The organism is Streptococcus sp. IsoGale021, assembly GCF_031142795.1.
GTDB classification, from domain to species: Bacteria; Bacillota; Bacilli; order Lactobacillales; family Streptococcaceae; genus Streptococcus; species Streptococcus hominis.
Window position 1 is genome coordinate 62,282 of sequence record NZ_JAKZJH010000005.1, and the last position, 21,577, is coordinate 83,858.

The following is a 21,577-nucleotide window of genomic DNA, read 5'->3' on the forward strand; positions in this document are numbered from 1 at the left end:
AGGGAAATCTTAGAATGAAAATGCTTTCACATCTGAAAAGGAGTTTCATGTGATTAAACACAAAAAAATACTTTGGGCAGTCACTCTCGTGATTTGCAGCATCGGTCTTTCAGCTTGTTCTTCCTGGATTAACCGCGGTGAGGCGATAACAGCAGTTGGCTCAACAGCTCTACAACCGTTGGTTGAAGCAGTCGTGGACAAATACACCGAAGAAAATCCGAAAAAAATTGTAAATGTGCAAGGTGGAGGATCGGGAACAGGATTATCACAAGTCCAATCTGGTGCAGTAGATATTGGAAATAGCGATTTATTTGCAGAAGAAAAAGACGGAATCAAGGCGAAAACTTTGGTGGATCACCAAGTTGCTGTAGCGGGTACTGCGATTATTGCAAATAAAGGTATTAAAGTAAACAACTTAACCACAGAGCAGCTACGTAAAATTTTTACTGGTGAATATACTAACTGGAAGCAAGTTGGTGGTCAAGATTTGGAAATTACCATCATCAACCGTGCCGTTGGTTCTGGTAGTCGAGCAGTTTTTGATAGTGTTATTATGAATGGCAAAGAAGCTAAGCAAGCGCAAGAGCAAGATTCTAACGGAATGGTCAAAACGATTGTTTCGCAAACTCCAGGTGCCATTTCTTATTTAGCTTTTTCTTATGTTGATACTAGTGTAAAAAGATTAAACTTGAATGGTTATAAGCCAACGAAGAAGAATGTGACGACGAACAACTGGCCTATTTGGTCTTATGAGCACATGTATACTAAGGGAGAACCTAACAAATTAGCTAAAAAATTTCTAGAGTACATGATGACAGCAGAAGTCCAAAATAATATTGTTGGTAAAATGGGCTACATTCCGATTAACGATATGAAGGTTACTCGTAGTCTTGACGAAACTATCAGCTCAAAGTAAAAGAAAGAATTTAGGAATAACATGAACGAAGTAGCAAAAAAAATGCTGACAAAGTCAAAAAACTCTCGTTTAGAAACATTTGGAAAAACCATTACTTTTCTTTGCATGAGTTTAATTGTTTTTGTCGTCGCAATGATTTTATTATTTGTAGCGGAGAAAGGACTTTCGACTTTTTTTGTTAATAAAGTAAATATCTTCAGTTTTCTTTTTGGAACAAGGTGGAATCCATCCGGTAAGGAATTCGGTGCTTTACCAATGATTCTGGGCTCTTTCCTCGTAACTCTCCTATCAGCTTTATTGGCAACACCATTTGCAATTGGAGCAGCTGTTTTTATGACGGAGGTTTCCCCTAAAGGCTCAAAAATTCTGCAACCAGCTATTGAACTTCTAGTCGGAATTCCATCAGTTGTGTATGGATTTATTGGATTACAGGTAGTTGTTCCCTTTGTTCGCAGTATCTTTGGTGGAACAGGTTTTGGAATCTTGTCAGGGATTTTTGTTCTCTTTGTCATGATTTTACCAACGGTGACCTTTATGACAACAGATAGCCTGCGTGCTGTACCGCGGCATTATCGAGAAGCTAGTATGGCAATGGGAGCGACTCGTTGGCAAACGATTTGGCGTGTGACGCTAAAAGCAGCTCGCTCAGGTATTTTTACAGCTATTGTCTTTGGAATGGCTCGTGCCTTTGGTGAAGCTTTGGCGATTCAAATGGTTGTCGGAAATTCAGCGGTTATCCCAACTTCTCTGACAACACCTGCTGCAACCTTGACTTCTATTTTAACAATGGGAATTGGAAATACCGTTATGGGAACTGTTAATAATAACGTTCTGTGGTCGCTTGCTCTGGTTCTGCTTTTGATGAGTTTAGCCTTCAATACTGTGATTAAATTGATTACAAAGGAAAGAGGTAAGAAGAACTATGCACGCTAAAAAAATGGATAAATTAGCAACAGGCGTCCTCTATACCATTGCAGGAATCATTGTTGCTATTCTTGCTTCCTTGATTTTGTATATCTTAGTAAGGGGGTTACCTCATGTTTCGTGGAAATTCTTGACTGGTCAATCGTCTTCGTATCAAGCGGGTGGTGGAATTGGGATTCAGCTTTATAACTCATTGTTTTTGTTAGTTATTACCTTGATTATTTCCATTCCTTTATCAATGGGAGCAGGAATTTACTTATCTGAATATGCGAAGAAAGGCCTGGTAACAGATTTTGTCAGAACTTGTATTGAAATTTTATCATCTTTGCCTTCCGTTGTTGTCGGTCTCTTTGGATATTTGATTTTTGTTATTCAATTCCAATATGGTTTTTCAATCATTTCTGGTGCTCTGGCTTTAACTGTATTTAATTTGCCACAGATGACACGTAGTGTAGAAGATAGCTTACAGCATGTGCATCACACACAGCGTGAAGCTGGACTTGCTCTTGGCATTTCTCGCTGGGAAACGATTGTCCATGTCGTCGTTCCAGAAGCATTACCAAGTATTGTGACGGGGATTGTCCTAGCTTCTGGTCGTATTTTTGGGGAAGCTGCTGCGCTTATCTATACAGCAGGTCAGTCTGCCCCAGCACTTGACTGGTCAAATTGGAATATTTTCAGTGTAACTAGTCCAATTTCTGTTTTTCGTCAAGCTGAAACTTTGGCTGTTCATATTTGGAAAGTCAATAGTGAAGGAACGATTCCCGATGCAGTAGAAGTGTCAGCTGGGTCAGCAGCAGTGCTTCTTATCTTTATTTTAATCTTTAACCTTGGAGCTCGTAAGCTCGGAAGTTACCTGCATAAGAAATTAACATCTGCCTAAAAGGAGAAGAAATGACAGAATATAACTGGAATGAAAAACATATTGTTACTTTTCCTGAGGAAGAGGTTGTTTTATCAACGAAGGATTTGCACGTTTACTATGGTAAAAACGAATCTATTAAAGGGGTTGATATGCAGTTCAAGAAAAATAAAATTACAGCTCTTATCGGGCCTTCAGGTTCTGGTAAGTCAACCTATCTTCGCAGCTTGAATCGGATGAATGATACGATTGACATTGCTAAGGTTACTGGTGAGATCTGGTATGAAGGTATTGACATTAACCGCCCAGATATCAATGTCTATGAAATGCGGAAGCATATCGGAATGGTCTTTCAAAGACCAAATCCTTTTGCCAAATCTGTTTACCGCAACATCACCTTTGCGCATGAACGTGCCGGTGTTAAGGATAAGAAAATCTTAGATGAAATTGTAGAAACATCTCTAAAACAAGCGGCTCTGTGGGAACAAGTAAAGGATGACCTTCATAAATCTGCTTTGATGTTATCAGGCGGTCAGCAGCAACGTCTCTGCATTGCCAGAGCCATTTCCGTGAAGCCAGAAATACTTCTAATGGATGAACCTGCTTCTGCGCTTGATCCAATTGCAACCGCGCAGTTAGAAGAAACGATGTTAGAGTTGAAGAAGAACTATACGATTATCATCGTGACCCACAGCATGCAGCAGGCGGCACGTGCTAGTGACTATACCGGTTTCTTCTATCTTGGTGATTTAATTGAATATGATAAAACAGCCAATGTTTTCCAAAATGCTAAGTTGCAGTCTACGAATGACTATGTTTCTGGTCATTTTGGCTAAGAAAATTGCTGATTAATTAGAATTTATTAAAGGACTATCAGAATGACAGAACCTATTTTACAAATCAAGGACTTGTCGGTTTATTATAATAAAAAGAAAGCTCTCAATAGTGTATCATTAGATATACTACCGCAGGAGATTACCGCTTTGATTGGTCCTTCTGGATCAGGAAAATCAACCCTTTTAAAGGCAATCAATCGCATGGGAGATTTAAATCCAGAGGTGACAACGACAGGCACTGTAATTTATAACGGGCACAATATTTACAGCCCACGGACAGATACGGTGGAGCTTCGCAAAGAAATTGGAATGGTTTTTCAACAGCCCAATCCATTTCCAATGACGATTTATGAAAATGTTGTTTATGGTTTGCGGATCAATGGTGTCAAGGACAAAGAAGTGTTAGATGAAGTTGTTGAAACTTCACTAAAGGGAGCATCCATTTGGGATGAAGTAAAAGATCGTTTACATGATTCAGCGATTGGCTTGTCAGGCGGTCAGCAACAACGTGTTTGTGTGGCTCGCGTTTTAGCAACGAGTCCGAAAATCATTCTTTTAGATGAGCCAACGTCGGCACTTGATCCCATTTCTGCAGGAAAAATTGAAGAAACACTTCATGGACTGAAAGATCAATATACAATGTTACTCGTGACCCGCTCAATGCAACAGGCTAGTCGTATTTCAGACAAGACTGCTTTCTTCCTAAATGGCGATTTGATTGAGTTTAATGCCACGAAAGAGATGTTCCTCAGTCCGATTCATAAGGAAACGGAAGATTATATCACAGGCAAGTTTGGTTAGAGATTGTAATTGGTCACTACAATATTATGGCTATTCCAATGTTTTGGCGACTACTAATTCTCTATATATTTATATATAAAATGCACATATACTTGTAGACAAGAATTATGTAAAAAGATGGATTTTCGTATAAAATTCTTTAGATCTTAGGAAAGGAAAATTTATGCTTAGAGTACAATTTGAAGAAGACTTAGCAAAACTTCATAACCAATTTTATGCAATGGGAAATGAAGTTTTGTCACAGATTAATCGCACAGTTCGTGCATTTGTGACCCACGATCGTGAATTAGCAAAAGAGGTTATCGAAGAAGACGCAGAAGTAAATGAATATGAAGTAAAGTTGGAGAAAAAATCTTTAGAAATCATTGCTTTGCAGCAGCCAGTTTCACAAGACTTACGAACCGTTATTACAGTTTTGAAGGCAAGTAGTGATGTGGAAAGGATGGGGGATCATGCCGTTTCCATTGCACAAGCGACGATCCGCATGAAAGGAGAAGTTCGCATCCAGTCTGTTGAGGAAGAAATCAGCAAAATGGGGCGTGATGTTAAGAACTTTGTGGAAGCAGCGCTTGATCTTTACCTTAATGGCGACGTGGATAAGGCCTATGAAGTAGCTGCTATGGATGAGAAAATCAATCAGTATTTTGATGATATTCGCGATTTAGCTACACAAGAAATTAAGGCAAATCCAGATTTAATTGTTACAGGCCGTGATTACTTCCAAGTTATTTCGTACTTAGAACGTATTGGTGATTACGCCAAAAATATCTGTGAATGGGTTGTTTACTTTGAAACAGGTAAAATTGTTGAAATGTAAATACTAACTTAAAAAATTTGAGAATCATTTCTCAGATTTTTTATTTTCCTCTTCTTTTTCCGAATAAGGATATGAGGAGGTTTTTTATGTATAGTATTTCATTTCAGGAAGATTCTTTGTTGCCAAGGGAACGTTTAGTTGCAGAAGGTGCAGAACAATTGAGCAATCAAGAATTGTTATCCATTCTTATCCGCACAGGAAATAAAAAAGAAACTGTTTTTCAAGTTTCTCAACGAATTTTATCAACTATTTCTAGTTTGAATGATTTGCGCAATATGACGCTACAAGAATTGCAATCAATCTCTGGAATTGGTCGTATCAAGGCTATTGAATTACAAGCTATGATTGAATTAGGCCAGCGAGTCAGTAAGGCAGAATTGATTACGCAAGAGCAAATTTTAGGTAGTCAAAAGCTGGCGAAAAAAATGCAACAAGAATTGGGGCATAAGAAGCAGGAACACCTTGTAGCTTTATATCTGAATACTCAAAACAAAATCATTCATCAGCAGACGATTTTTATCGGTAGTGTGTCACGCAGTATTGCAGAGCCACGAGAAATCCTGCATTATGCTGTAAAACACATGGCGACATCCATTATTTTGGTGCACAATCATCCGTCAGGAGCTGTACTGCCAAGCAAAAATGACGATGAAGTGACCAAACATGTAAAAGAAGCGTGTGAATTAATGGGCTTCATCTTACTGGATCATCTCATCGTCGCAGAGAAAGATTATTATAGTTATCGCGAAGAAACAGACTTGATTTAAAGTCTATTGACAACATAGTCAAATAACATTCGATCTTTAGGACGTGTTTCAAATAAGAATTCTGGATGCCACTGGACTCCCAGATAAGCGATTTCATCAGTTGTTGTAATCGCTTCAATGGTGTTGTCTTTCGGATCACGGGCAATGACTTCGACATTTTCTGCTAAATCTTTGATACTCTGATGATGGAAAGAGTTGATATGAGATACTTCGCCGTAAATTTTTTCCAAAACAGAACCGGATTTAGTGACTAGTTTTTGAGTAGTATATTCAGCAGAACTGTCTTGCCAATGGTGCTCAATATCTTGATAAAGAGTTCCACCCATTGCAACATTAAACAATTGCGTACCGCGGCAAACGGTAAAAATTGGTTTTTGTTGCTGGATAGCTTCATGGATTAAGGCTAATTCAAACAAATCACGCTCCAAATGGTAATCATCGCTGTCAATTGTTTTTTCTTCGCCATAGAATTGTGGTGATACATTTTGCCCACCCGTTAGGATAAGTTTATCAATCATCTGGATGTAGCGCTGTGCCATATCTGCATCTCCAATCGGCAATATGATAGGAGTTCCACCAACTTCTTTTACGCCTTCCACAAATCCTTTAGCAGCATAACTCATGATGGCAAATTCGTCTTCAGGGTTTGGTCTTTCATTTCCAGTAATGCCGATAATAGGTTTCTTCATAAATAAATGTCTGCTCTTTCTAATTGCTTAATGCTCTTTTTTCATAAAATAAAGGAGTGTTTGTAGCTCACTTGTCAAATCAACATATTGAACGACAACATCTTTTGGAACGGTTAAGTGAACAGGAGAAAAACTGAGAATACCTTTTACACCAGCTTCCACAAGCACGGTTGCAACCTCTTGAGCTTTTGCACTAGGAACTGTTAAAATAGCTGTTTTAACATCCACACCTTTTAATTTGTTATTGATTTGTGAAATGCCATAAATAGGAATCCCGTCATTTGTAGTAGTCCCAACTTCAGGATGATCATCTGTATCAAATGCCATAACAATCTTCATTTTGTTCCGTTCGTGGAAACGGTAGTGGAGCAAAGCATGTCCCATGTTACCGATACCAACTAACATCACATTGGTAATGGAATTGTCATGAAGTAAGTCAGCAAAAAAATTCATGAGTTTTTTTACATCATAACCATATCCACGACGACCTAATTCGCCAAAATAAGAAAAATCTCGACGGACAGTTGCAGAATCAATCCCGATCGCATCTGCGATTTGTTTTGAATTGGCTTTGTCAATTTTTTCGGAATTAAATCGTTTGAAAATCCGATAATACAGAGAGAGCCTTTTAGCAGTTGCGCGTGGAATGGTTGTATTATTTTCAGATTTCACAAAATCACATCCTTTCAAAGACTATTTTATAGAAAGTTTGTGAAAAAATCAACTTATTTGATAAAAATAGAAAAGGAGTAGGACAAAATCAAGAAAATCAAAGATTTTTGGCTTGTTTCCTACTCTTTATTGTTTTACTGATGATTTAAAAATGAGTTTTTAAGCTATTTGTTTATTGTTCTTGTTTAGTGAAAATACCACGTTCTACCAAGCTATCCATTAAGAAATAAAACTTTTCTTGAATGATGTGATTGTCTTCTGATTTAAAAATATTCACTAATCGAAGGCCAGATTTGTCTGTGATATTGATTTTCACACCTGAAAGGTCTTTATTGATAATGATTTTCAACAAAAAGCCGTCTCCACTATTGGGAACATTTTCTAATAAGCGTGTTAATTCGTAATTTCCGACTTTTGTTTCGGCAAATGTGTTATCACGCAAAGTAAATTTTTTTACATTTTCTCCAAGAGAGTAACTGTAGGGGCAGTCTTTTAAGTGAATAGTGGTCTGAAAAGCCATCTATTTTATCCTCCTAAAATTTCTTTTAATGTTGTAGTAAATTGTCGAACTTCTTCTGAAGTATTTTGCTCCGAGAAACTAATGCGAATAGATTCCCTTAAGCGTTCTGAATCGCTACCATAAAAAGCTTTAAGTACATGACTTGGCTCAACCGTTCCGGCCGTACAAGCAGAGCCAGTTGAGATAGAGATTCCAGCCAAGTCTAAACGCATGAGCAATAAATCGTTAGCCTGATTTAGAAAGCCAAGATTTACAACATAGGGAAGTAGATGTGAATCATTATTTATATAGTAATGGATTCCGTCAAGTTCAGAAAGAAGTTGCTGTTTCAAACTTTCAACATGTTCCATGTTTTCTTGGTAGCAATTGAGGCTCTCTTTTAGAGCCGCAACCATACCGGCAATAGCCGCTAAATTCTCAGTTCCTGCACGCCTTTTATCCTCTTGATCTCCACCATGTAAAAATTTGTCAAATTTTACATGATTGAAGTACAAGAAGCCGATGCCTTTTGGACCATGAAATTTATGAGCTGATGCACTCATAAAGTCAATTCCTAGCTCGTCAGGATAGACAGGTAATTTGCCTATAACTTGCACAGCATCCACATGATAAGTAGCGGGATGATGTTTCACAACGTCAGCAATTTCTTTGACTGGAAGCATATAGCCTGTTTCATTATTGGCATACATGGTTGAGACAAGTATTGTATCTTCTCGAAGGGCTTCTTTTATCTGTTGAGCCGTAATCTCTCCATTTTTAGGTTGGATATAAGTAGCTTCAAAGCCAAATTTATCCACCAGATATTCAATCGTTTCAAGAACCGAATGATGCTCAATAGCAGTAGTAATAATGTGTTTTCCTTGATCTTGATGGGCTAAGGCATACCCTTTTATGGCTGTATTGTTACTTTCTGTCCCACCAGATGTAAAGATGATATGTTGACTATTAGTATGAAGCAGTTCAGCAAGCTCTTGTCGGGCTTCGCGAAGAATTTTGCTAGCAACTCTTCCGTGACTATGAATGCTAGATGGATTGCCGAAGGTATTTTCCATAACCTGTGTCATAGCAGTAATAGCAGCTTTTGACATGGGAGTTGTTGCTGCATTATCGAAATAAATCAAGATTTCTCCTTATTTCTTTTTATTGTAAGCAAAGAGAGGACTAACTGGTTTTCTTTTATGAATACGAACAATTGCATCTCCGATTAGCTCACTTGCAGTAATGTATTGAACATTTTTCGGAGTTTTTTCTTTGGTTGCAACTGAGTCGGTTACTAGAATTTCTTTGATTGGGGCATTGTCTAACTTTTCAGCAGCTCCCTCAACAAATAAACCATGACTAGAAACTGCATAAATCTCTGTTGCACCTTCACGTTCAACGATTTTTGAAGCTTCCGCAAAGGTACGTCCGGTATTTAAAATATCATCAATGAGAATAGCTTTTTTGCCAGCAACATCTCCGATAATGTAGCCTTCGTTACGATGAGAATCGTCTTGTGCATAGTCAATAATCGCAATTGGAGCATCTAAATGTTCTGCTAAGCTTCTAGCACGTTTAACACCAGAGTTTTTGGGACTGACCACAACTACGTCCTCGCCAGACAAGCCTTTTTCGCAGTAATGTTTGGCAAAAAGAGGAACGGTGTAAAGGTTATCAACAGGGATATCAAAGAAGCCTTGAACTTGGACAGCATGCAAATCTAGGGTTAGAACACGATCAACTCCTGCCTTTACTAGCATGTTCGCTACGAGCTTGGCTGTAATTGGTTCGCGAGGAGCGGCTGTACGGTCTTGACGAGCATAGCCAAAATATGGCATCACAACATTGACAGAATTAGCGCTGGCGCGATTGCAAGCATCCACCATGATGAGAAGTTCCATCAAATGATTATTGACAGGAAAACTTGTTGATTGAATGATAAATACATCAAAGCCACGCACACTTTCCTCGATGTTTACTTGAATTTCTCCGTCCGAAAATTGACGTGATGAAAGTTTGCCAAGAGGCACACCAGCAGCTTTAGCGATTTTTTCGGCAATATCGTGATTGGAATTTAGTGCAAACAACTTCATCTGTGCTTTATCCGTCAGTATATCCATGATAACTTATTAAGACTCCTTTTGATTTCTACACTCCATTTTATCAAAAAATAAGTAAAATTTCAGCTTTTTATTCATAAGTTTTGAGCAAATCTTGCAACTTTAGGTTTTGCATATTTATAATGGATATGATGAGCTTGTAAAAAGTAGTCAAATTGTTCTTTACCCATTTCAGCATCTGTCGCTTCTAGCTCTAATTCGTAGTCTGTTTTGTCAAAATAATGATTCTCATCAAGTGCCATTAAGCCAATAGTGGTTTCTTTTTCATAGCGAATAGTTGTTAAGCTCCCCAGCACCTTTAGTTCATCGAGATTGATAGCAGCGTGAGTCAGCAGTATGCGTATTTCTCCTTCAGGTAGCACACATGTATTGATGAGTGTGTGACACTCTTCTAAAGTGAGAGATTGATTGTATTCCATATTACCGACCTGCTGCGGAATTTTTAAAGTTAATTCGGCACGATTTTCAAAAGCACGGACGCGTAGTGCCATTTTTGCATCTCGGATCGAAAAGTCTGCTGTGTCAATATAGTAGTTTGTCTGTTTGGTAGCTGTTATATCTGAAAACAGCGGTAACAGCTGTTGGTACTCATTTTTTGTCAGAAGTGTTTTGTATTCAATTTCCAGGTGATTCATTTCCCAATCCTTTTCTTTTGTTTGAAAGCGATTTATGTTATAATAAGTATTGTGTTTATTTTATAAAAAAATAAGTAAAATGACAAGGTGATAGTATGGAAGTAGAATGGGAAGAGTTCCTGGATCCTTATATTCAAGCGGTTGGTGAGTTGAAAATCAAACTGCGCGGGATTCGCAAACAATACCGAAAACAAAAACAGCATTCTCCGATTGAATTTGTAACGGGGCGTGTAAAACCAATAGAAAGCATCAAAGAAAAAATGGCTTTGCGTGGGATTAAAGAAGAAAATCTGGCGCAAGATATGCAAGATATAGCTGGTTTGCGCGTAATGGTCCAATTTGTGGATGATGTAGAAGAAGTTTTGGATGTTTTGCGAAAACGTCATGATATGCGGATTATTCAAGAGAGAGACTATATTAAAAATCGTAAAGCTAGTGGTTATCGCAGTTACCATGTTATTATTGAATACCCCGTTGATACCATCAATGGGAGCAAAACGATTTTAGCAGAAATTCAAATTCGTACTCTGTCCATGAATTTTTGGGCAACAATTGAACATTCGCTGAATTATAAATACAAAGGTGAGTTTCCAGATGAAATTAAGAAACGTTTGGAGATTACAGCAAAAATCGCCTATCAATTAGACGAAGAAATGGGAAAAATTCGCGATGATATTCAAGAGGCACAAGCTTTATTTGACCCAATTAGTCGTAAATTAAATGATGGCGTAGGAAATAGTGACGATACAGATGAAGAATACAGGTAAAAGAATAGGGATTATCAGTAATCGCAGACGGCAAAGTCAAGAAATTTGTCGCCAATTGAAACAGAAACTAAAACAAAATCACTTTATTTTGAATGATAATAATCCTGATATTGTCATTTCCATTGGTGGCGATGGGATGCTTTTGTCAGCATTTCACAAATATGAAGATCAGCTAGACAAAGTTCGCTTTGTTGGCGTTCACACAGGACATTTGGGCTTTTATACAGATTATCGAGATTTTGAGTTGGACAAACTAATCGATAATTTAAAATTAGACACAGGCGCAAAGGTGTCTTATCCGATTTTGAATGTGAAAATTTTCCATGGGAATAATGAAGTTTGTATAAAACGTGCATTGAACGAGGCGACAGTCAAGCGTTCTGGACGAACAATGGTCGCTGATATCATTATCAATCAGGTGCATTTTGAGCGCTTTCGTGGTGACGGCATTTCAGTATCAACTCCGACAGGAAGCACAGCTTACAATAAATCGTTGGGTGGAGCTGTTCTGCACCCAACCATCGAAGCTCTTCAGATTGCAGAAGTTGCAAGCTTGAACAATCGTGTGTTTCGGACTTTGGGCTCCTCAATTATCGTCCCTAAGAAAGATAAAATTGAAATTGTGCCGACTTGGAATGATCGACATGCGATTTCGATTGACAATCAAAATTTTATGATAAATAATATTTCTAAAATTGAATTTCAAATTGATCAACATAAGATTAACTTTCTTGCTACACCGAGTCATACGAGCTTCTGGAATCGTGTCAAAGATGCCTTTATTGGCGAGGTGGAGGAATGAGGTTTGAATTTATCGCAGATGAGCATGTGAAAGTCAAAACATTTCTAAAAAAACATGAAATTTCCAAAAGTTTGCTTGCAAAAATAAAGTTTTCTGGTGGGGATATTCAGGTAAACGGTAAAAAGCAAAATGCCATTTATTTGTTAGATATTGGCGACAAAGTTGCCGTCGATATTCCTGCAGAAGAAGGTTTTGGAAGTTTGCAAGCTGTAGAGAAAGATTTAGAAATTGTCTACGAAGATGAACATTTTCTGATTTTGAACAAGCCGGCAGGCGTAGCCAGTATTCCTAGCGTGAATCATTCCAATACAATGGCTAATTTTGTGAAGGCTTATTACATTGCGAATCATTATGAAAATCAGCAGATTCATATTGTGACTCGTTTAGACCGTGATACGAGTGGTCTGATGTTGTTTGCAAAGCACGGTTATGCTCATGCAAGATTGGACAAGCAGTTGCAAAAGAAAGTCATTGAGAAGCATTATTATGCTTTGGTCAAGGGTTCGGCACCGCTAAAGCCAGAAGGAGATATTATTGCTCCCATAGCGCGTGAAGATAGTAGTATCATTACTCGGTGTGTGGCAAGAAATGGAAAATATGCTCATACGAGTTATAAAGTTTTAGCGCAGTATGATGACATTTATCTCGTGGATATTCACCTTCATACAGGACGGACACACCAGATTAGGGTTCATTTTTCTTATATTGGTTTTCCGCTCTTGGGAGATGATTTATATGGTGGGAGCATGACTGACGGAATAACGCGGCAAGCACTTCATTGTCATTCATTGCGTTTTTACAATCCATTCCATGAGGAAGTTGTGAATAAATCAAGTCCTCTTCCGAAAGATTTTCAAACAGTCATTCAAAAATTAAGCAATAAGTAAGGAGTAAAACATGAAAATTTTTGAAACAATTCGTGAAACATTGCAAGGCAAAGAAGTGAAGATTGTCTTACCAGAAGGTGAAGAACCACGTATTCTTCAAGCTACTAAACGTTTGGTAAGGGAAACAAGTATCACACCTGTTTTATTGGGGAATCCTGAAAAAATTCGTATTTATCTTGAAATTGAAGGTGTGACAGAAGGTTATGAAGTCATTGATCCTCAAAATTGTTCATGCTTTGAAGAAATGGTTGCAGCTTTTGTAGAACGCCGTAAAGGAAAAATCACAGAAGACGAAGCGCGTAAATTATTGAAAGAGGACGTCAATTATTTTGGTGTCATGCTTGTTTATCTTGGTAAAGTACAAGGTATGGTTTCTGGTGCGATTCATTCTACAGCAAGCACGGTTCGTCCAGCTCTTCAAATTATCAAAACACTTCCTTGGGTTTCTCGCACATCTGGTGCCTTTCTCATGGTTCGCGGTGATGAACGCTATGTTTTCAGTGATTGTGCAATCAATATTGACCCAGATGCTAAAACATTAGCAGAAATTGCTATTAACTCTGCCTTGACCGCGCAAATCTTTGACATTGACCCTAAAGTGGCGATGCTGAGCTATTCAACTAAAGGTTCTGGATTTGGTGAAAAGGTTGATAAAGTCGTCGAAGCAACGAAACTTGCGCAAGAAATGCGACCAGATTTGGCTATTGACGGAGAATTACAATTTGATGCAGCTTTTGTGCCTAAAACGGCAGAGTTAAAAGCTCCTGGAAGCAATGTAGCTGGTCAAGCGACTGTCTTTGTATTTCCTGGTATTGAAGCTGGAAATATCAGTTATAAAATGGCAGAGCGCCTCGGTGGCTTTTCAGCAGTCGGTCCTATTTTGCAAGGATTGAACCACCCAGTAAACGACCTTTCCCGTGGATGCAATGCTGATGATGTTTATAAATTAACATTGATTACTGCCAGCCAAGCAGTTGGTCATTATTAGAAAGCCAAGACAGAATCCAGAATTCAAGTTCTGGGTTCTCTTTTTATTTTGTGTTATACTAAAGCTATGTTAGATTTGAAAAAATATGGGATTGAGATGTGGGAGGATGAAAAGATTATCTCTTTTCGCCAAAAATTATTAGCTTGGTATGATGAAAATAAGCGCGATTTACCTTGGCGGAGAAGCAGCAATCCTTATCATATCTGGATTTCAGAAATTATGCTTCAGCAAACACGGGTAGATACGGTTATTCCTTACTATGAGCGTTTTTTAGCCTGGTTTCCGACAATTAAAGATTTAGCAATGGCTTCAGAAGAACGTTTGCTTAAAGCTTGGGAGGGGCTAGGTTACTATTCGCGAGTACGCAATATGCAACAGGCTGCTCAGCAGATTATGACAGATTTTAGTGGCGAGTTTCCTCACACTTACGAGGAGATTTCTAGTCTGAAAGGAATTGGTCCTTATACAGCAGGAGCTATTGCAAGTATTGCTTTTGGCTTGCCTGAGCCAGCGGTTGATGGGAATGTTATGCGGGTCCTGAGCCGTTTATTTGAGGTGAGTTTGGATATTGGTGTCCCTGCTAACCGAAAGGTTTTTCAAGCGATGATGGAAATTCTGATTGACCCCCAAAGACCGGGAGATTTCAACCAAGCTTTGATGGATTTGGGCTCAGATATTGAAGCGCCTGTCAACCCTAGACCTGAGGACAGTCCAGTAAGGGAATTTAGTGCTGCTTACTTACATGGAACAATGGATAGATACCCTATCAAAGCTCCTAAGAAAAAACCTATTCCAGTTTATTTGTATGGTTTGATTATCCAGAATAATCAAGGAGAATTTCTTTTAGAGAAAAATGAAGCAAGCAGTCTTTTATCAGGATTTTGGCACTTTCCTTTGATTGAAGTAGACGAATTTTCGGATGATGAACAGTTATCCCTTTTTGAAGTAGCAGAAAATCAAGTTGCAATTGAATTATCTCCGCAAGAAAGCTTTGAGCAGGATTATGATGTGGTAGTGAATTGGCAGGAGCAAGCTTTTCCGACAATTCAACATGTGTTCAGTCATCGCAAGTGGCAGATTCGTTTGCTTTACGGTCAGGTGGTAAATGCTACGGAAATGCCTAAACAGGAACAAGTTTTGTGGCTGCATCCTGATGACTTTACCGACTATCCGTTTGCGAAACCTCAGCAGAAAATGTGGCAAACTTTTCAAAAAGGAAAATTAAAAGGAAATTAAATATTAAGAGACAGGGACGATATGATCCCTGCCTCGTTTGGTGATAGTAAAAAGTTACTGCTTAGTTAGTTTATAATATACTTTGAAGCTGGAAATTTTAATTCCAGCTTCATTTTTATAAGTTAGCGAATGTCTTGATTTCGTCAGCCGTCATAGAAGAGTCACAACGGACAGTCACATGACCATTCTCTGTGTGTAAAAATCCTGGCACAGTTGGGATTCCATATTCGGAACGAAAAGCTTGGAGTTCTTCCAGTTCACTAGGTTCCTCACTGTTGATAAAGAAAATGTATGCTTGGGTTTCAGCGACAACACTAGCTAGCGTAGTGGCGAATTTACGACAGTAAGGGCACGTTTTACGCCCAATGAAAAAAGTTGCGTTTTCTTTATTTTCAATGGCTTGTCGGGCACGTTCTACAGTCGTGACTTCTAAATCTTTGATATCTTGCGTAAAATTATCCATAAAATAACCTCATTTCTTTTGCTCATTCTAGTATGCCACAAATAGGAAAATAATGCAGAGATTTGAAATGAAATGTAAAATATTGAAAGAGAAGTGAAACAGAACTAGAAACTGAAAATTTTAATTGTCATCCTCTTATCTCAAGACTCCGCTATAAAATGTTTCCCAGCTATTTTGTATAGTCTCCCCTGTAACGTTGAGCAAATGTTAAAAAGCGAAAAGACTTTGAGACCTACTTCGAAAGCTCTGTCCGCCATCTTAAAGCAGCGTTTGAGCAATTATCTGTCATTTGTTACAAGACAATTTCGAGTCTGAGACACTCTTGTCCCAGACTCGAAGTTTGAATATTGTAGAAGTTAGACTGAGAAATCAAAGCCTTCTTACTTTTTGCTTATTTTACAAAATCATTGATTTCTGCTTCAATTTTTGCAATTTTTGCTTGAGCGTCTTGGCTGGAATTTCCGACAACAGCAATGTAGAATTTGATTTTTGGTTCAGTTCCTGAAGGACGTACAGCAATCCATGAACCATCAGTAAGTGTGTATTTTAATACATCGCTTGGTGGAGTTGTTAATTTCGTTACATCGCCGTCAGAATCAGTAGCAGTTTGTGCTTTGAAATCTTCTGTGACTGCAACAGCAGTAGCGTTAAATTCTTTTGGTGCATTGTCACGGAACTTGCTCATAATAGCTTTGATTTGTTCCGCGCCATCAACACCAGACAGAGTAACTGAAATCGTCTTTTCAGCATAATAACCATATTCTTTGTAGATTTCTTCAATTCCGTCTGCAAGAGTTAAGCCGCGAGAACGGTAGTAGGCAGCTAATTCTGCAACAACTAATACAGCTTGGATAGCATCTTTGTCACGCACAAATGGTTTAATCAAGTAGCCAAAGCTTTCTTCAAAGCCCATCATGTAAGTGTGATTGTGTTTTTCTTCAAATTCTTGAATCTTTTCGGCGATAAATTTGAAACCAGTTAAGACATTGAACATGGTTGCGCCGTAGCTTTCAGCAATCTTGGTTACAAGATCGGTAGACACAATGGATTTGCAAAGTGCTGCATTGGCAGGAAGTGTTCCAGCAGTCTTATGCGCTTCAAGGATGTACTTAGCCATAATTGCACCGATTTGATTTCCTGAAAGATTGCGGTAGCTGCCGTCTTTTTGGAGAACTTCAACGCCCACACGGTCAGCATCTGGGTCTGTTGCGACAAGGACATCCGCACCAACTTTACGCCCTAATTCTTCAGCGAGAGCGAAAGCAGCTTGGTTTTCTGGATTTGGTGATTTGACAGTGGAGAAGTCTGGATCTGGCACACATTGAGCTTCAACGACTTGAACAGAGTCAAAACCAGCTTGAGCAAATGCTCGGCGTGCTAACATTTCACCTGTACCGTGAAGCGGAGTGTAGACGATTTTCATGTCTTTGCCATATTCGTCAATCAATTGTTGATTGATATTCACGTCTTTTACTTCTTTTAGGTATTCAATATCGACATTTTCACCGATGATTTCAATCAATCCAGATGCTTTTTCTGCTTCAACATCAGCAACTTCAATGGCAAATGGATTTTCAATAGCACGAATATAAGCTGTTAGAGCATCAGCATCATGAGGCGGCATTTGACCACCATCTTCGCCATAAACTTTATAGCCATTAAATGGAGCAGGGTTGTGGCTAGCAGTAATCATAATTCCAGCAAAAGTTCCTAAATGGCGAACTGCAAATGAAAGTTCTGGTGTTGGACGGAGACTCTCAAATACATAAGATTTAATGCCATGTTTTGCTAAAACAGCAGCAGATTCAAAGGCGAATTCTGGTGAGAAGTGGCGAGAGTCGTAAGCAATAGCGACACCGCGTTTTTTGAAATCTTCGCCTTTTTCGTCAATCAAACGTGCTAAACCTTCAGTTGCCTGACGAACGACATAAATATTGATACGATTCGTACCAGCACCTATCAGACCACGCATACCAGCAGTACCAAATTCAAGATTGGTATAAAAAGCATCTTCTTTTGTTTTTTCATCCATTGAATCCAATTCTTTACGAAGATAGTCTGGAAGTTCTGCAAAATCAAGCCATTTTTTGAAATTTTCTTGGTAAGTCATTACGAAATCTCCTTTTTAAAATAGGAAAGCTTATGAAAAATCAGTGAAAACAGGAAATATCATTGCTTATTTAATAAAGGAACGAGCATATCCATTTTTCTCAATTTTTCAGCTTTCTGCATTTGTTTAACCGTTTTCATTATAGCATTTTTTCATAAAAAAATCACGTTTTCACGTGATTATTTTCTAACTTTTTCAAGTGCTGGGATAATGGTAACTGTCAGAACCGCAGAAATAATCATTTCAGCAATAGAATTGGTTGAAATGACAGAGGCAAGCAGCAACTGAATGTTTCCATTATACACTTTGGAGAATAGCAGGAAAATCCCTCCTAAAACAAATATGGTATTTGTCAACGAACCGACTGTTCCAGCTAAGATAAGTCCGGTCTTATTTTTAAGATATTTATAAACAAAATAAGGAGTGACTCCGATTAAGATTCGTGGAACGAGGGCAATGAGGAGCGAATAAATATTCCCATTAGGTACAAACGGGCTAAACAAGTAACTGGTTGGCAAGAGAACAAGTGTGTTCGTAACCAGACTAATGATACCCATTAGCGCCCCTAAAATAGCACCTACTTTTGGTCCATATAAAATACTTGCAATAATAATGGGAATGTGGACAATCGTTGGTTTGATCGGAACAGGGAATAGGTTAAATATTACTGAACTCAATAGATGAATGACGAGCATAATCGCAAAAAAGATAGCAATTTGAGCAATATTAGATTGTTTCTTCATAAATCATTTCCTTTACTTTTTTTATAATTGTTTCTATATCAGCAAGTGCGCCGATTCCTTTGTCACCACAAGCGAGGACGGTTTCTCTAGGCTGAATGATTTGCCAGCCATATTTTTCTAATTTAGATAGATTTTCTTGAGTGATTGGATTTTCATACATTTTTGTATTCATAGCGGGAGCCAGCACTTTTTTAGCTATTGATGGCAGAGCAAGTGCGGTACTGGTTATCATATTGTCTGCAAAGCCATTGGCTAATTTAGCGATTGTATTGACAGAAGCAGGTGCAACTAAGAAAAGATCCGTTTGCTTGGCAATTTCAATATGATTAACTTTGTTTGGCGCAGGCTCGTCCATGACGTCTGTATGTACTAAATTTTTCGACAATACCTGTAAAGTCAACGGTGTAATGAAATTTGTAGCTACTTGAGACATCAGAACAGTTACATTTAGATCGTCTTTTGTCAATTGACTGACCAAGTCGGCAGCTTTATATGCAGCGATACTTCCTGTAACAGCTAAAGTAATATGTTTCATAGATTGTCCTTTGCGTGAATGTGTGTTACGAGTTGTTGAGCGATTTCCTCTTTGGTGCTGGCTTCTATGACAGAATTTTCTTTGACCAAGTAAGCATGATGTTGATTGCTTGAAATATCATACAAGTCATTTGCTACAATTATTTCAGCTTGATTTTTAGCAAGACTGGCACGAGCAACTGTCAGTAATTCTTCCTTAGAAACATCAACTAAGAGTTTAAAACCAATTAGACGGATATCGGGATTCCATTTTTTGACTTGGCTGATAATTTTTGGAGTTTGCTTGAGAAAGAGTACTTGGTATTCATCTTTTGATGAAATCTTGCCTTGATCATTGGTCTTATTCAAAAATTCTGTTAAATCCTGTGAAGCAGTAATTTGATCAAAACCTGTCATGTAAATAGGCGTGTAGTCAGAGACGGCCATTGAATGAATCAAAACATCATGAATTTTGACCAAAGACTGCATTGTTTCTAGCAAATCCTGAACATTTTCAATGATTTGAATGGTTAAATTTGGATGAGCAGCAGGTTTGACAGCACTCTGTGTAGTGATTAAGGTGACCTGATCACCTTGTGTTAAAAAACTCTCTGCAATAAGAGCACCAAGTCTTCCTGTTGAGTGATTCGTAATAGAACGAACTTGATCAATTTTTTCGCTTGTTCCGCCAGAAGTAATCAATAGTTTCATAACTAAATTTTACACAAAAAAACTTAATTCGTAAATAGAAAAGACTTTCCCGAACGTTTTTGAGAAGTTTAGCTTTGAAAGTGTTTGTTTTCTTTATTTTTTGGTATAATAATCCTATCAAAACTGGAGGATTCCAAATGAAAACGGATATAGAAATTGCTCAGAGCGTTGACTTACAGCCGATTGCTGATGTAGTGAAGAAAGTTGGAATTGATTACGACGATTTGGAGCTTTACGGTAAATACAAGGCTAAATTGTCTTTTAATAAGATTCAGGAATTACAAAAGAATCCAGTTGGTAAGCTGATTCTGGTAACAGCAATCAATCCAACACCGGCTGGCGAAGGGAAATCGACTATTACTATTGGTTTAGCAGACGCTCTCAACAAAATAGGCAAGAAAACCATGATTGCGATTCGTGAACCATCTCTTGGACCAGTAATGGGAATCAAAGGCGGAGCCGCTGGAGGTGGTTATGCACAGGTTCTACCAATGGAAGACATCAATTTGCATTTCACAGGAGATATGCATGCGATCACCACTGCCAACAATGCCCTTTCTGCTTTGATTGATAATCATTTACATCAAGGAAATGCTCTAGGAATTGACCAACGTCGCATTATCTGGAAGCGCGTGGTAGATCTGAATGACCGTGCTTTGCGGCATGTGACAGTCGGTCTAGGCAGTCCGGTTAATGGAATTCCGCGGGAAGATGGTTTTGATATTACGGTTGCATCTGAAATCATGGCTATTCTCTGTTTAGCGACAGGTATTGAAGACTTGAAAGAACGTCTAGCTAATATCGTTATTGGTTATCGTTATGATCGGACGCCTGTTTATGTTCGAGATTTGGAAATAAAAGGTGCTCTTGCTCTCATCTTGAAAGATGCTATAAAGCCCAATCTAGTACAGACTATTTATGGAACCCCTGCCTTCGTTCACGGTGGACCGTTTGCCAATATTGCTCACGGCTGTAATTCCGTTTTGGCAACGACAACAGCTTTGCATTTGGCGGACTACACGGTGACTGAAGCTGGATTTGGTGCGGATCTAGGGGCTGAAAAATTCCTAGATATCAAAACACCCAATCTTCCGACTGCTCCAGATGTAGTGGTTATTGTTGCAACTCTCAGAGCATTGAAAATGAACGGTGGTGTTGCTAAAGAAGATCTGACAACTGAGAATGTTGAAGCGGTTAAAGCAGGTTTTGCCAACCTCAAACGCCATGTGGGAAATATCCGTAAATTTGGTGTTCCGGTTGTGGTGGCTATCAATGAATTTGTCTCTGATACTGAGGCTGAAATTGCCGTTCTCAAGGAACTTTGCACGGAGATTGATGTCCCTGTGGAATTGGCTAGTGTCTGGGCAGACGGAGCTGACGGTGGTCTAGCTCTTGCTGAAACTGTGGTTAAAACGATTGAAGAGACTCCTGCTCACTACAGCCGACTCTATGACAACAATCTGTCTATCGAAGAAAAAATCGAGAAAATTGTCAAGGAAATCTATCGTGGAACAAAAGTCAATTTTGAAAAGAAAGCCAAAATTCAAATTTCTCAAATTGTCAAGAACGGTTGGGATAAGCTACCAATTTGTATGGCCAAGACCCAATATAGTTTTTCAGACAATCCAGCCCTGCTTGGAGCACCAGAAGATTTTGAAATCACTATCCGTGAAGTCGTTCCAAAACTAGGTGCAGGCTTTATTGTAGCCTTGACTGGTGATGTTATGACTATGCCCGGTCTGCCAAAACGCCCAGCAGCCCTCAATATGGACGTAGCAGCAGACGGAACTGCTATTGGACTATTTTAAAACGAAAAAGG

At 38.6% G+C, this 21,577-nt stretch carries 24 protein-coding genes; 13 read left to right on the top strand and 11 right to left on the bottom strand.

From position 1 onward, the window contains the following. Positions 1-49 precede the first annotated feature (49 nt). From RG565_RS05195 to radC, 7 genes are all read left to right on the top strand, one after another. Positions 50-916, top strand: a complete 867-nt coding sequence (locus RG565_RS05195) for a phosphate ABC transporter substrate-binding protein PstS family protein (RefSeq protein ID WP_308937455.1) — start codon at positions 50-52, stop codon at positions 914-916. Between the two features lie 21 nt (positions 917-937). After that, entirely contained in the window at positions 938-1,849 is a 912-nt protein-coding gene (gene pstC, locus RG565_RS05200) for a phosphate ABC transporter permease subunit PstC (RefSeq protein WP_003024154.1), read from the top strand. Continuing rightward, positions 1,839-2,723, top strand: coding sequence for a phosphate ABC transporter permease PstA (gene pstA, locus RG565_RS05205; protein ID WP_059220808.1), 885 nt, complete (start codon positions 1,839-1,841; stop codon positions 2,721-2,723). The genes pstC and pstA overlap by 11 nt, the downstream gene beginning before the upstream one ends. Positions 2,724-2,734: 11 nt before the next feature. After that, entirely contained in the window at positions 2,735-3,538 is an 804-nt protein-coding gene (gene pstB / locus RG565_RS05210) for a phosphate ABC transporter ATP-binding protein PstB (protein ID WP_268732221.1), read from the top strand. Between the two features lie 42 nt (positions 3,539-3,580). Next, entirely contained in the window at positions 3,581-4,339 is a 759-nt protein-coding gene (gene pstB / locus RG565_RS05215) for a phosphate ABC transporter ATP-binding protein PstB (protein WP_003029320.1), read from the top strand. Positions 4,340-4,502: 163 nt separating this feature from the next. Next, on the top strand, positions 4,503-5,156 hold the full coding sequence (gene phoU, locus RG565_RS05220; protein WP_247937152.1) for a phosphate signaling complex protein PhoU: 654 nt from the start codon (positions 4,503-4,505) through the stop codon (positions 5,154-5,156). Positions 5,157-5,242: 86 nt separating this feature from the next. Further along, the gene (radC, locus tag RG565_RS05225; RefSeq protein WP_003024167.1) at positions 5,243-5,923 is read left to right on the top strand and encodes a DNA repair protein RadC; all 681 of its coding nucleotides are present in this window, start codon (positions 5,243-5,245) and stop codon (positions 5,921-5,923) included. Here the strand turns inward: radC and RG565_RS05230 are convergent. The 6 genes from RG565_RS05230 to RG565_RS05255 form a co-directional block, all read right to left on the bottom strand. After that, positions 5,920-6,612, bottom strand: coding sequence for a gamma-glutamyl-gamma-aminobutyrate hydrolase family protein (locus RG565_RS05230; protein ID WP_003042762.1), 693 nt, complete (start codon positions 6,610-6,612; stop codon positions 5,920-5,922). The genes radC and RG565_RS05230 overlap by 4 nt on opposite strands. Positions 6,613-6,639: 27 nt before the next feature. Further along, a complete protein-coding gene (locus RG565_RS05235) occupies positions 6,640-7,284 on the bottom strand; it encodes a redox-sensing transcriptional repressor Rex (RefSeq protein WP_003029327.1) in 645 nt (214 codons plus the stop codon). Between the two features lie 172 nt (positions 7,285-7,456). Next, positions 7,457-7,804: a DUF1831 domain-containing protein gene (locus RG565_RS05240; protein WP_003029329.1), complete on the bottom strand. Its 348-nt coding sequence runs from the start codon at positions 7,802-7,804 to the stop codon at positions 7,457-7,459. 5 nt (positions 7,805-7,809) lie between these two features. Then, a complete protein-coding gene (locus RG565_RS05245; protein WP_247937153.1) occupies positions 7,810-8,925 on the bottom strand; it encodes a cysteine desulfurase family protein in 1,116 nt (371 codons plus the stop codon). 9 nt (positions 8,926-8,934) lie between these two features. Continuing rightward, positions 8,935-9,894 (bottom strand): ribose-phosphate diphosphokinase, encoded by a 960-nt coding sequence (locus tag RG565_RS05250; protein ID WP_049533856.1) that lies wholly within the window; start codon positions 9,892-9,894, stop codon positions 8,935-8,937. Between the two features lie 83 nt (positions 9,895-9,977). After that, positions 9,978-10,538, bottom strand: coding sequence for a CYTH domain-containing protein (locus tag RG565_RS05255; RefSeq protein WP_247937154.1), 561 nt, complete (start codon positions 10,536-10,538; stop codon positions 9,978-9,980). Positions 10,539-10,633: 95 nt separating this feature from the next. Here RG565_RS05255 and RG565_RS05260 point away from each other — a divergent pair, with 95 nt between their 5' ends. The 5 genes from RG565_RS05260 (at position 10,634) to mutY (ending at position 15,218) form a co-directional block, all read left to right on the top strand. After that, a complete protein-coding gene (locus RG565_RS05260) occupies positions 10,634-11,305 on the top strand; it encodes a GTP pyrophosphokinase family protein (RefSeq protein ID WP_106083416.1) in 672 nt (223 codons plus the stop codon). Further along, complete coding sequence (locus tag RG565_RS05265) at positions 11,289-12,107, top strand: NAD kinase (RefSeq protein WP_003042997.1); 819 nt, start codon at positions 11,289-11,291, stop codon at positions 12,105-12,107. Before RG565_RS05260 ends, RG565_RS05265 begins: the two co-directional genes overlap by 17 nt. Next, a complete protein-coding gene (locus RG565_RS05270) occupies positions 12,104-12,994 on the top strand; it encodes an RluA family pseudouridine synthase (RefSeq protein ID WP_247937155.1) in 891 nt (296 codons plus the stop codon). The genes RG565_RS05265 and RG565_RS05270 overlap by 4 nt, the downstream gene beginning before the upstream one ends. Positions 12,995-13,004: 10 nt before the next feature. After that, entirely contained in the window at positions 13,005-13,982 is a 978-nt protein-coding gene (gene pta, locus RG565_RS05275; RefSeq protein ID WP_049533763.1) for a phosphate acetyltransferase, read from the top strand. A 66-nt stretch (positions 13,983-14,048) separates the two neighbouring features. Next, a complete protein-coding gene (mutY, locus tag RG565_RS05280; RefSeq protein ID WP_247937156.1) occupies positions 14,049-15,218 on the top strand; it encodes an A/G-specific adenine glycosylase in 1,170 nt (389 codons plus the stop codon). 115 nt (positions 15,219-15,333) lie between these two features. Here mutY and RG565_RS05285 read toward each other — a convergent pair whose 3' ends face one another. The 5 genes from RG565_RS05285 to RG565_RS05305 form a co-directional block, all read right to left on the bottom strand. After that, positions 15,334-15,681 (bottom strand): PedC/BrcD family bacteriocin maturation disulfide isomerase, encoded by a 348-nt coding sequence (locus tag RG565_RS05285; RefSeq protein WP_126467081.1) that lies wholly within the window; start codon positions 15,679-15,681, stop codon positions 15,334-15,336. Positions 15,682-16,072: 391 nt separating this feature from the next. Beyond that, entirely contained in the window at positions 16,073-17,791 is a 1,719-nt protein-coding gene (locus tag RG565_RS05290; RefSeq protein ID WP_049533769.1) for a phospho-sugar mutase, read from the bottom strand. A 179-nt stretch (positions 17,792-17,970) separates the two neighbouring features. Next, entirely contained in the window at positions 17,971-18,534 is a 564-nt protein-coding gene (locus RG565_RS05295) for an ECF transporter S component (protein ID WP_247937157.1), read from the bottom strand. Continuing rightward, entirely contained in the window at positions 18,518-19,069 is a 552-nt protein-coding gene (gene coaC, locus RG565_RS05300; RefSeq protein WP_247937158.1) for a phosphopantothenoylcysteine decarboxylase, read from the bottom strand. The genes RG565_RS05295 and coaC overlap by 17 nt, the downstream gene beginning before the upstream one ends. Continuing rightward, positions 19,066-19,758 (bottom strand): phosphopantothenate--cysteine ligase, encoded by a 693-nt coding sequence (locus RG565_RS05305; protein WP_247937159.1) that lies wholly within the window; start codon positions 19,756-19,758, stop codon positions 19,066-19,068. Before RG565_RS05305 ends, coaC begins: the two co-directional genes overlap by 4 nt. A 137-nt stretch (positions 19,759-19,895) precedes the next feature. On the opposite strand from RG565_RS05305, the gene RG565_RS05310 reads away from it, so the two are divergent. Then, a complete protein-coding gene (locus RG565_RS05310; protein WP_247937160.1) occupies positions 19,896-21,566 on the top strand; it encodes a formate--tetrahydrofolate ligase in 1,671 nt (556 codons plus the stop codon). Positions 21,567-21,577 lie beyond the last annotated feature (11 nt).

Coding starts and splice junctions, on each gene's coding strand:
- pstC (WP_003024154.1), top strand. CDS start 938: ATGAACGAAGTAGCAAAAAAAATGCTGACAAAGTCAAAAAACTCTCGT.
- pstA (WP_059220808.1), top strand. CDS start 1,839: ATGCACGCTAAAAAAATGGATAAATTAGCAACAGGCGTCCTCTATACC.
- pstB (WP_268732221.1), top strand. CDS start 2,735: ATGACAGAATATAACTGGAATGAAAAACATATTGTTACTTTTCCTGAG.
- pstB (WP_003029320.1), top strand. CDS start 3,581: ATGACAGAACCTATTTTACAAATCAAGGACTTGTCGGTTTATTATAAT.
- phoU (WP_247937152.1), top strand. CDS start 4,503: ATGCTTAGAGTACAATTTGAAGAAGACTTAGCAAAACTTCATAACCAA.
- radC (WP_003024167.1), top strand. CDS start 5,243: ATGTATAGTATTTCATTTCAGGAAGATTCTTTGTTGCCAAGGGAACGT.
- RG565_RS05230 (WP_003042762.1), bottom strand. CDS start 6,612: ATGAAGAAACCTATTATCGGCATTACTGGAAATGAAAGACCAAACCCT.
- RG565_RS05240 (WP_003029329.1), bottom strand. CDS start 7,804: ATGGCTTTTCAGACCACTATTCACTTAAAAGACTGCCCCTACAGTTAC.
- RG565_RS05255 (WP_247937154.1), bottom strand. CDS start 10,538: ATGAATCACCTGGAAATTGAATACAAAACACTTCTGACAAAAAATGAG.
- RG565_RS05260 (WP_106083416.1), top strand. CDS start 10,634: ATGGAAGTAGAATGGGAAGAGTTCCTGGATCCTTATATTCAAGCGGTT.
- RG565_RS05265 (WP_003042997.1), top strand. CDS start 11,289: ATGAAGAATACAGGTAAAAGAATAGGGATTATCAGTAATCGCAGACGG.
- RG565_RS05270 (WP_247937155.1), top strand. CDS start 12,104: ATGAGGTTTGAATTTATCGCAGATGAGCATGTGAAAGTCAAAACATTT.
- pta (WP_049533763.1), top strand. CDS start 13,005: ATGAAAATTTTTGAAACAATTCGTGAAACATTGCAAGGCAAAGAAGTG.
- mutY (WP_247937156.1), top strand. CDS start 14,049: ATGTTAGATTTGAAAAAATATGGGATTGAGATGTGGGAGGATGAAAAG.
- RG565_RS05285 (WP_126467081.1), bottom strand. CDS start 15,681: ATGGATAATTTTACGCAAGATATCAAAGATTTAGAAGTCACGACTGTA.
- RG565_RS05290 (WP_049533769.1), bottom strand. CDS start 17,791: ATGACTTACCAAGAAAATTTCAAAAAATGGCTTGATTTTGCAGAACTT.
- RG565_RS05295 (WP_247937157.1), bottom strand. CDS start 18,534: ATGAAGAAACAATCTAATATTGCTCAAATTGCTATCTTTTTTGCGATT.
- coaC (WP_247937158.1), bottom strand. CDS start 19,069: ATGAAACATATTACTTTAGCTGTTACAGGAAGTATCGCTGCATATAAA.
- RG565_RS05305 (WP_247937159.1), bottom strand. CDS start 19,758: ATGAAACTATTGATTACTTCTGGCGGAACAAGCGAAAAAATTGATCAA.
- RG565_RS05310 (WP_247937160.1), top strand. CDS start 19,896: ATGAAAACGGATATAGAAATTGCTCAGAGCGTTGACTTACAGCCGATT.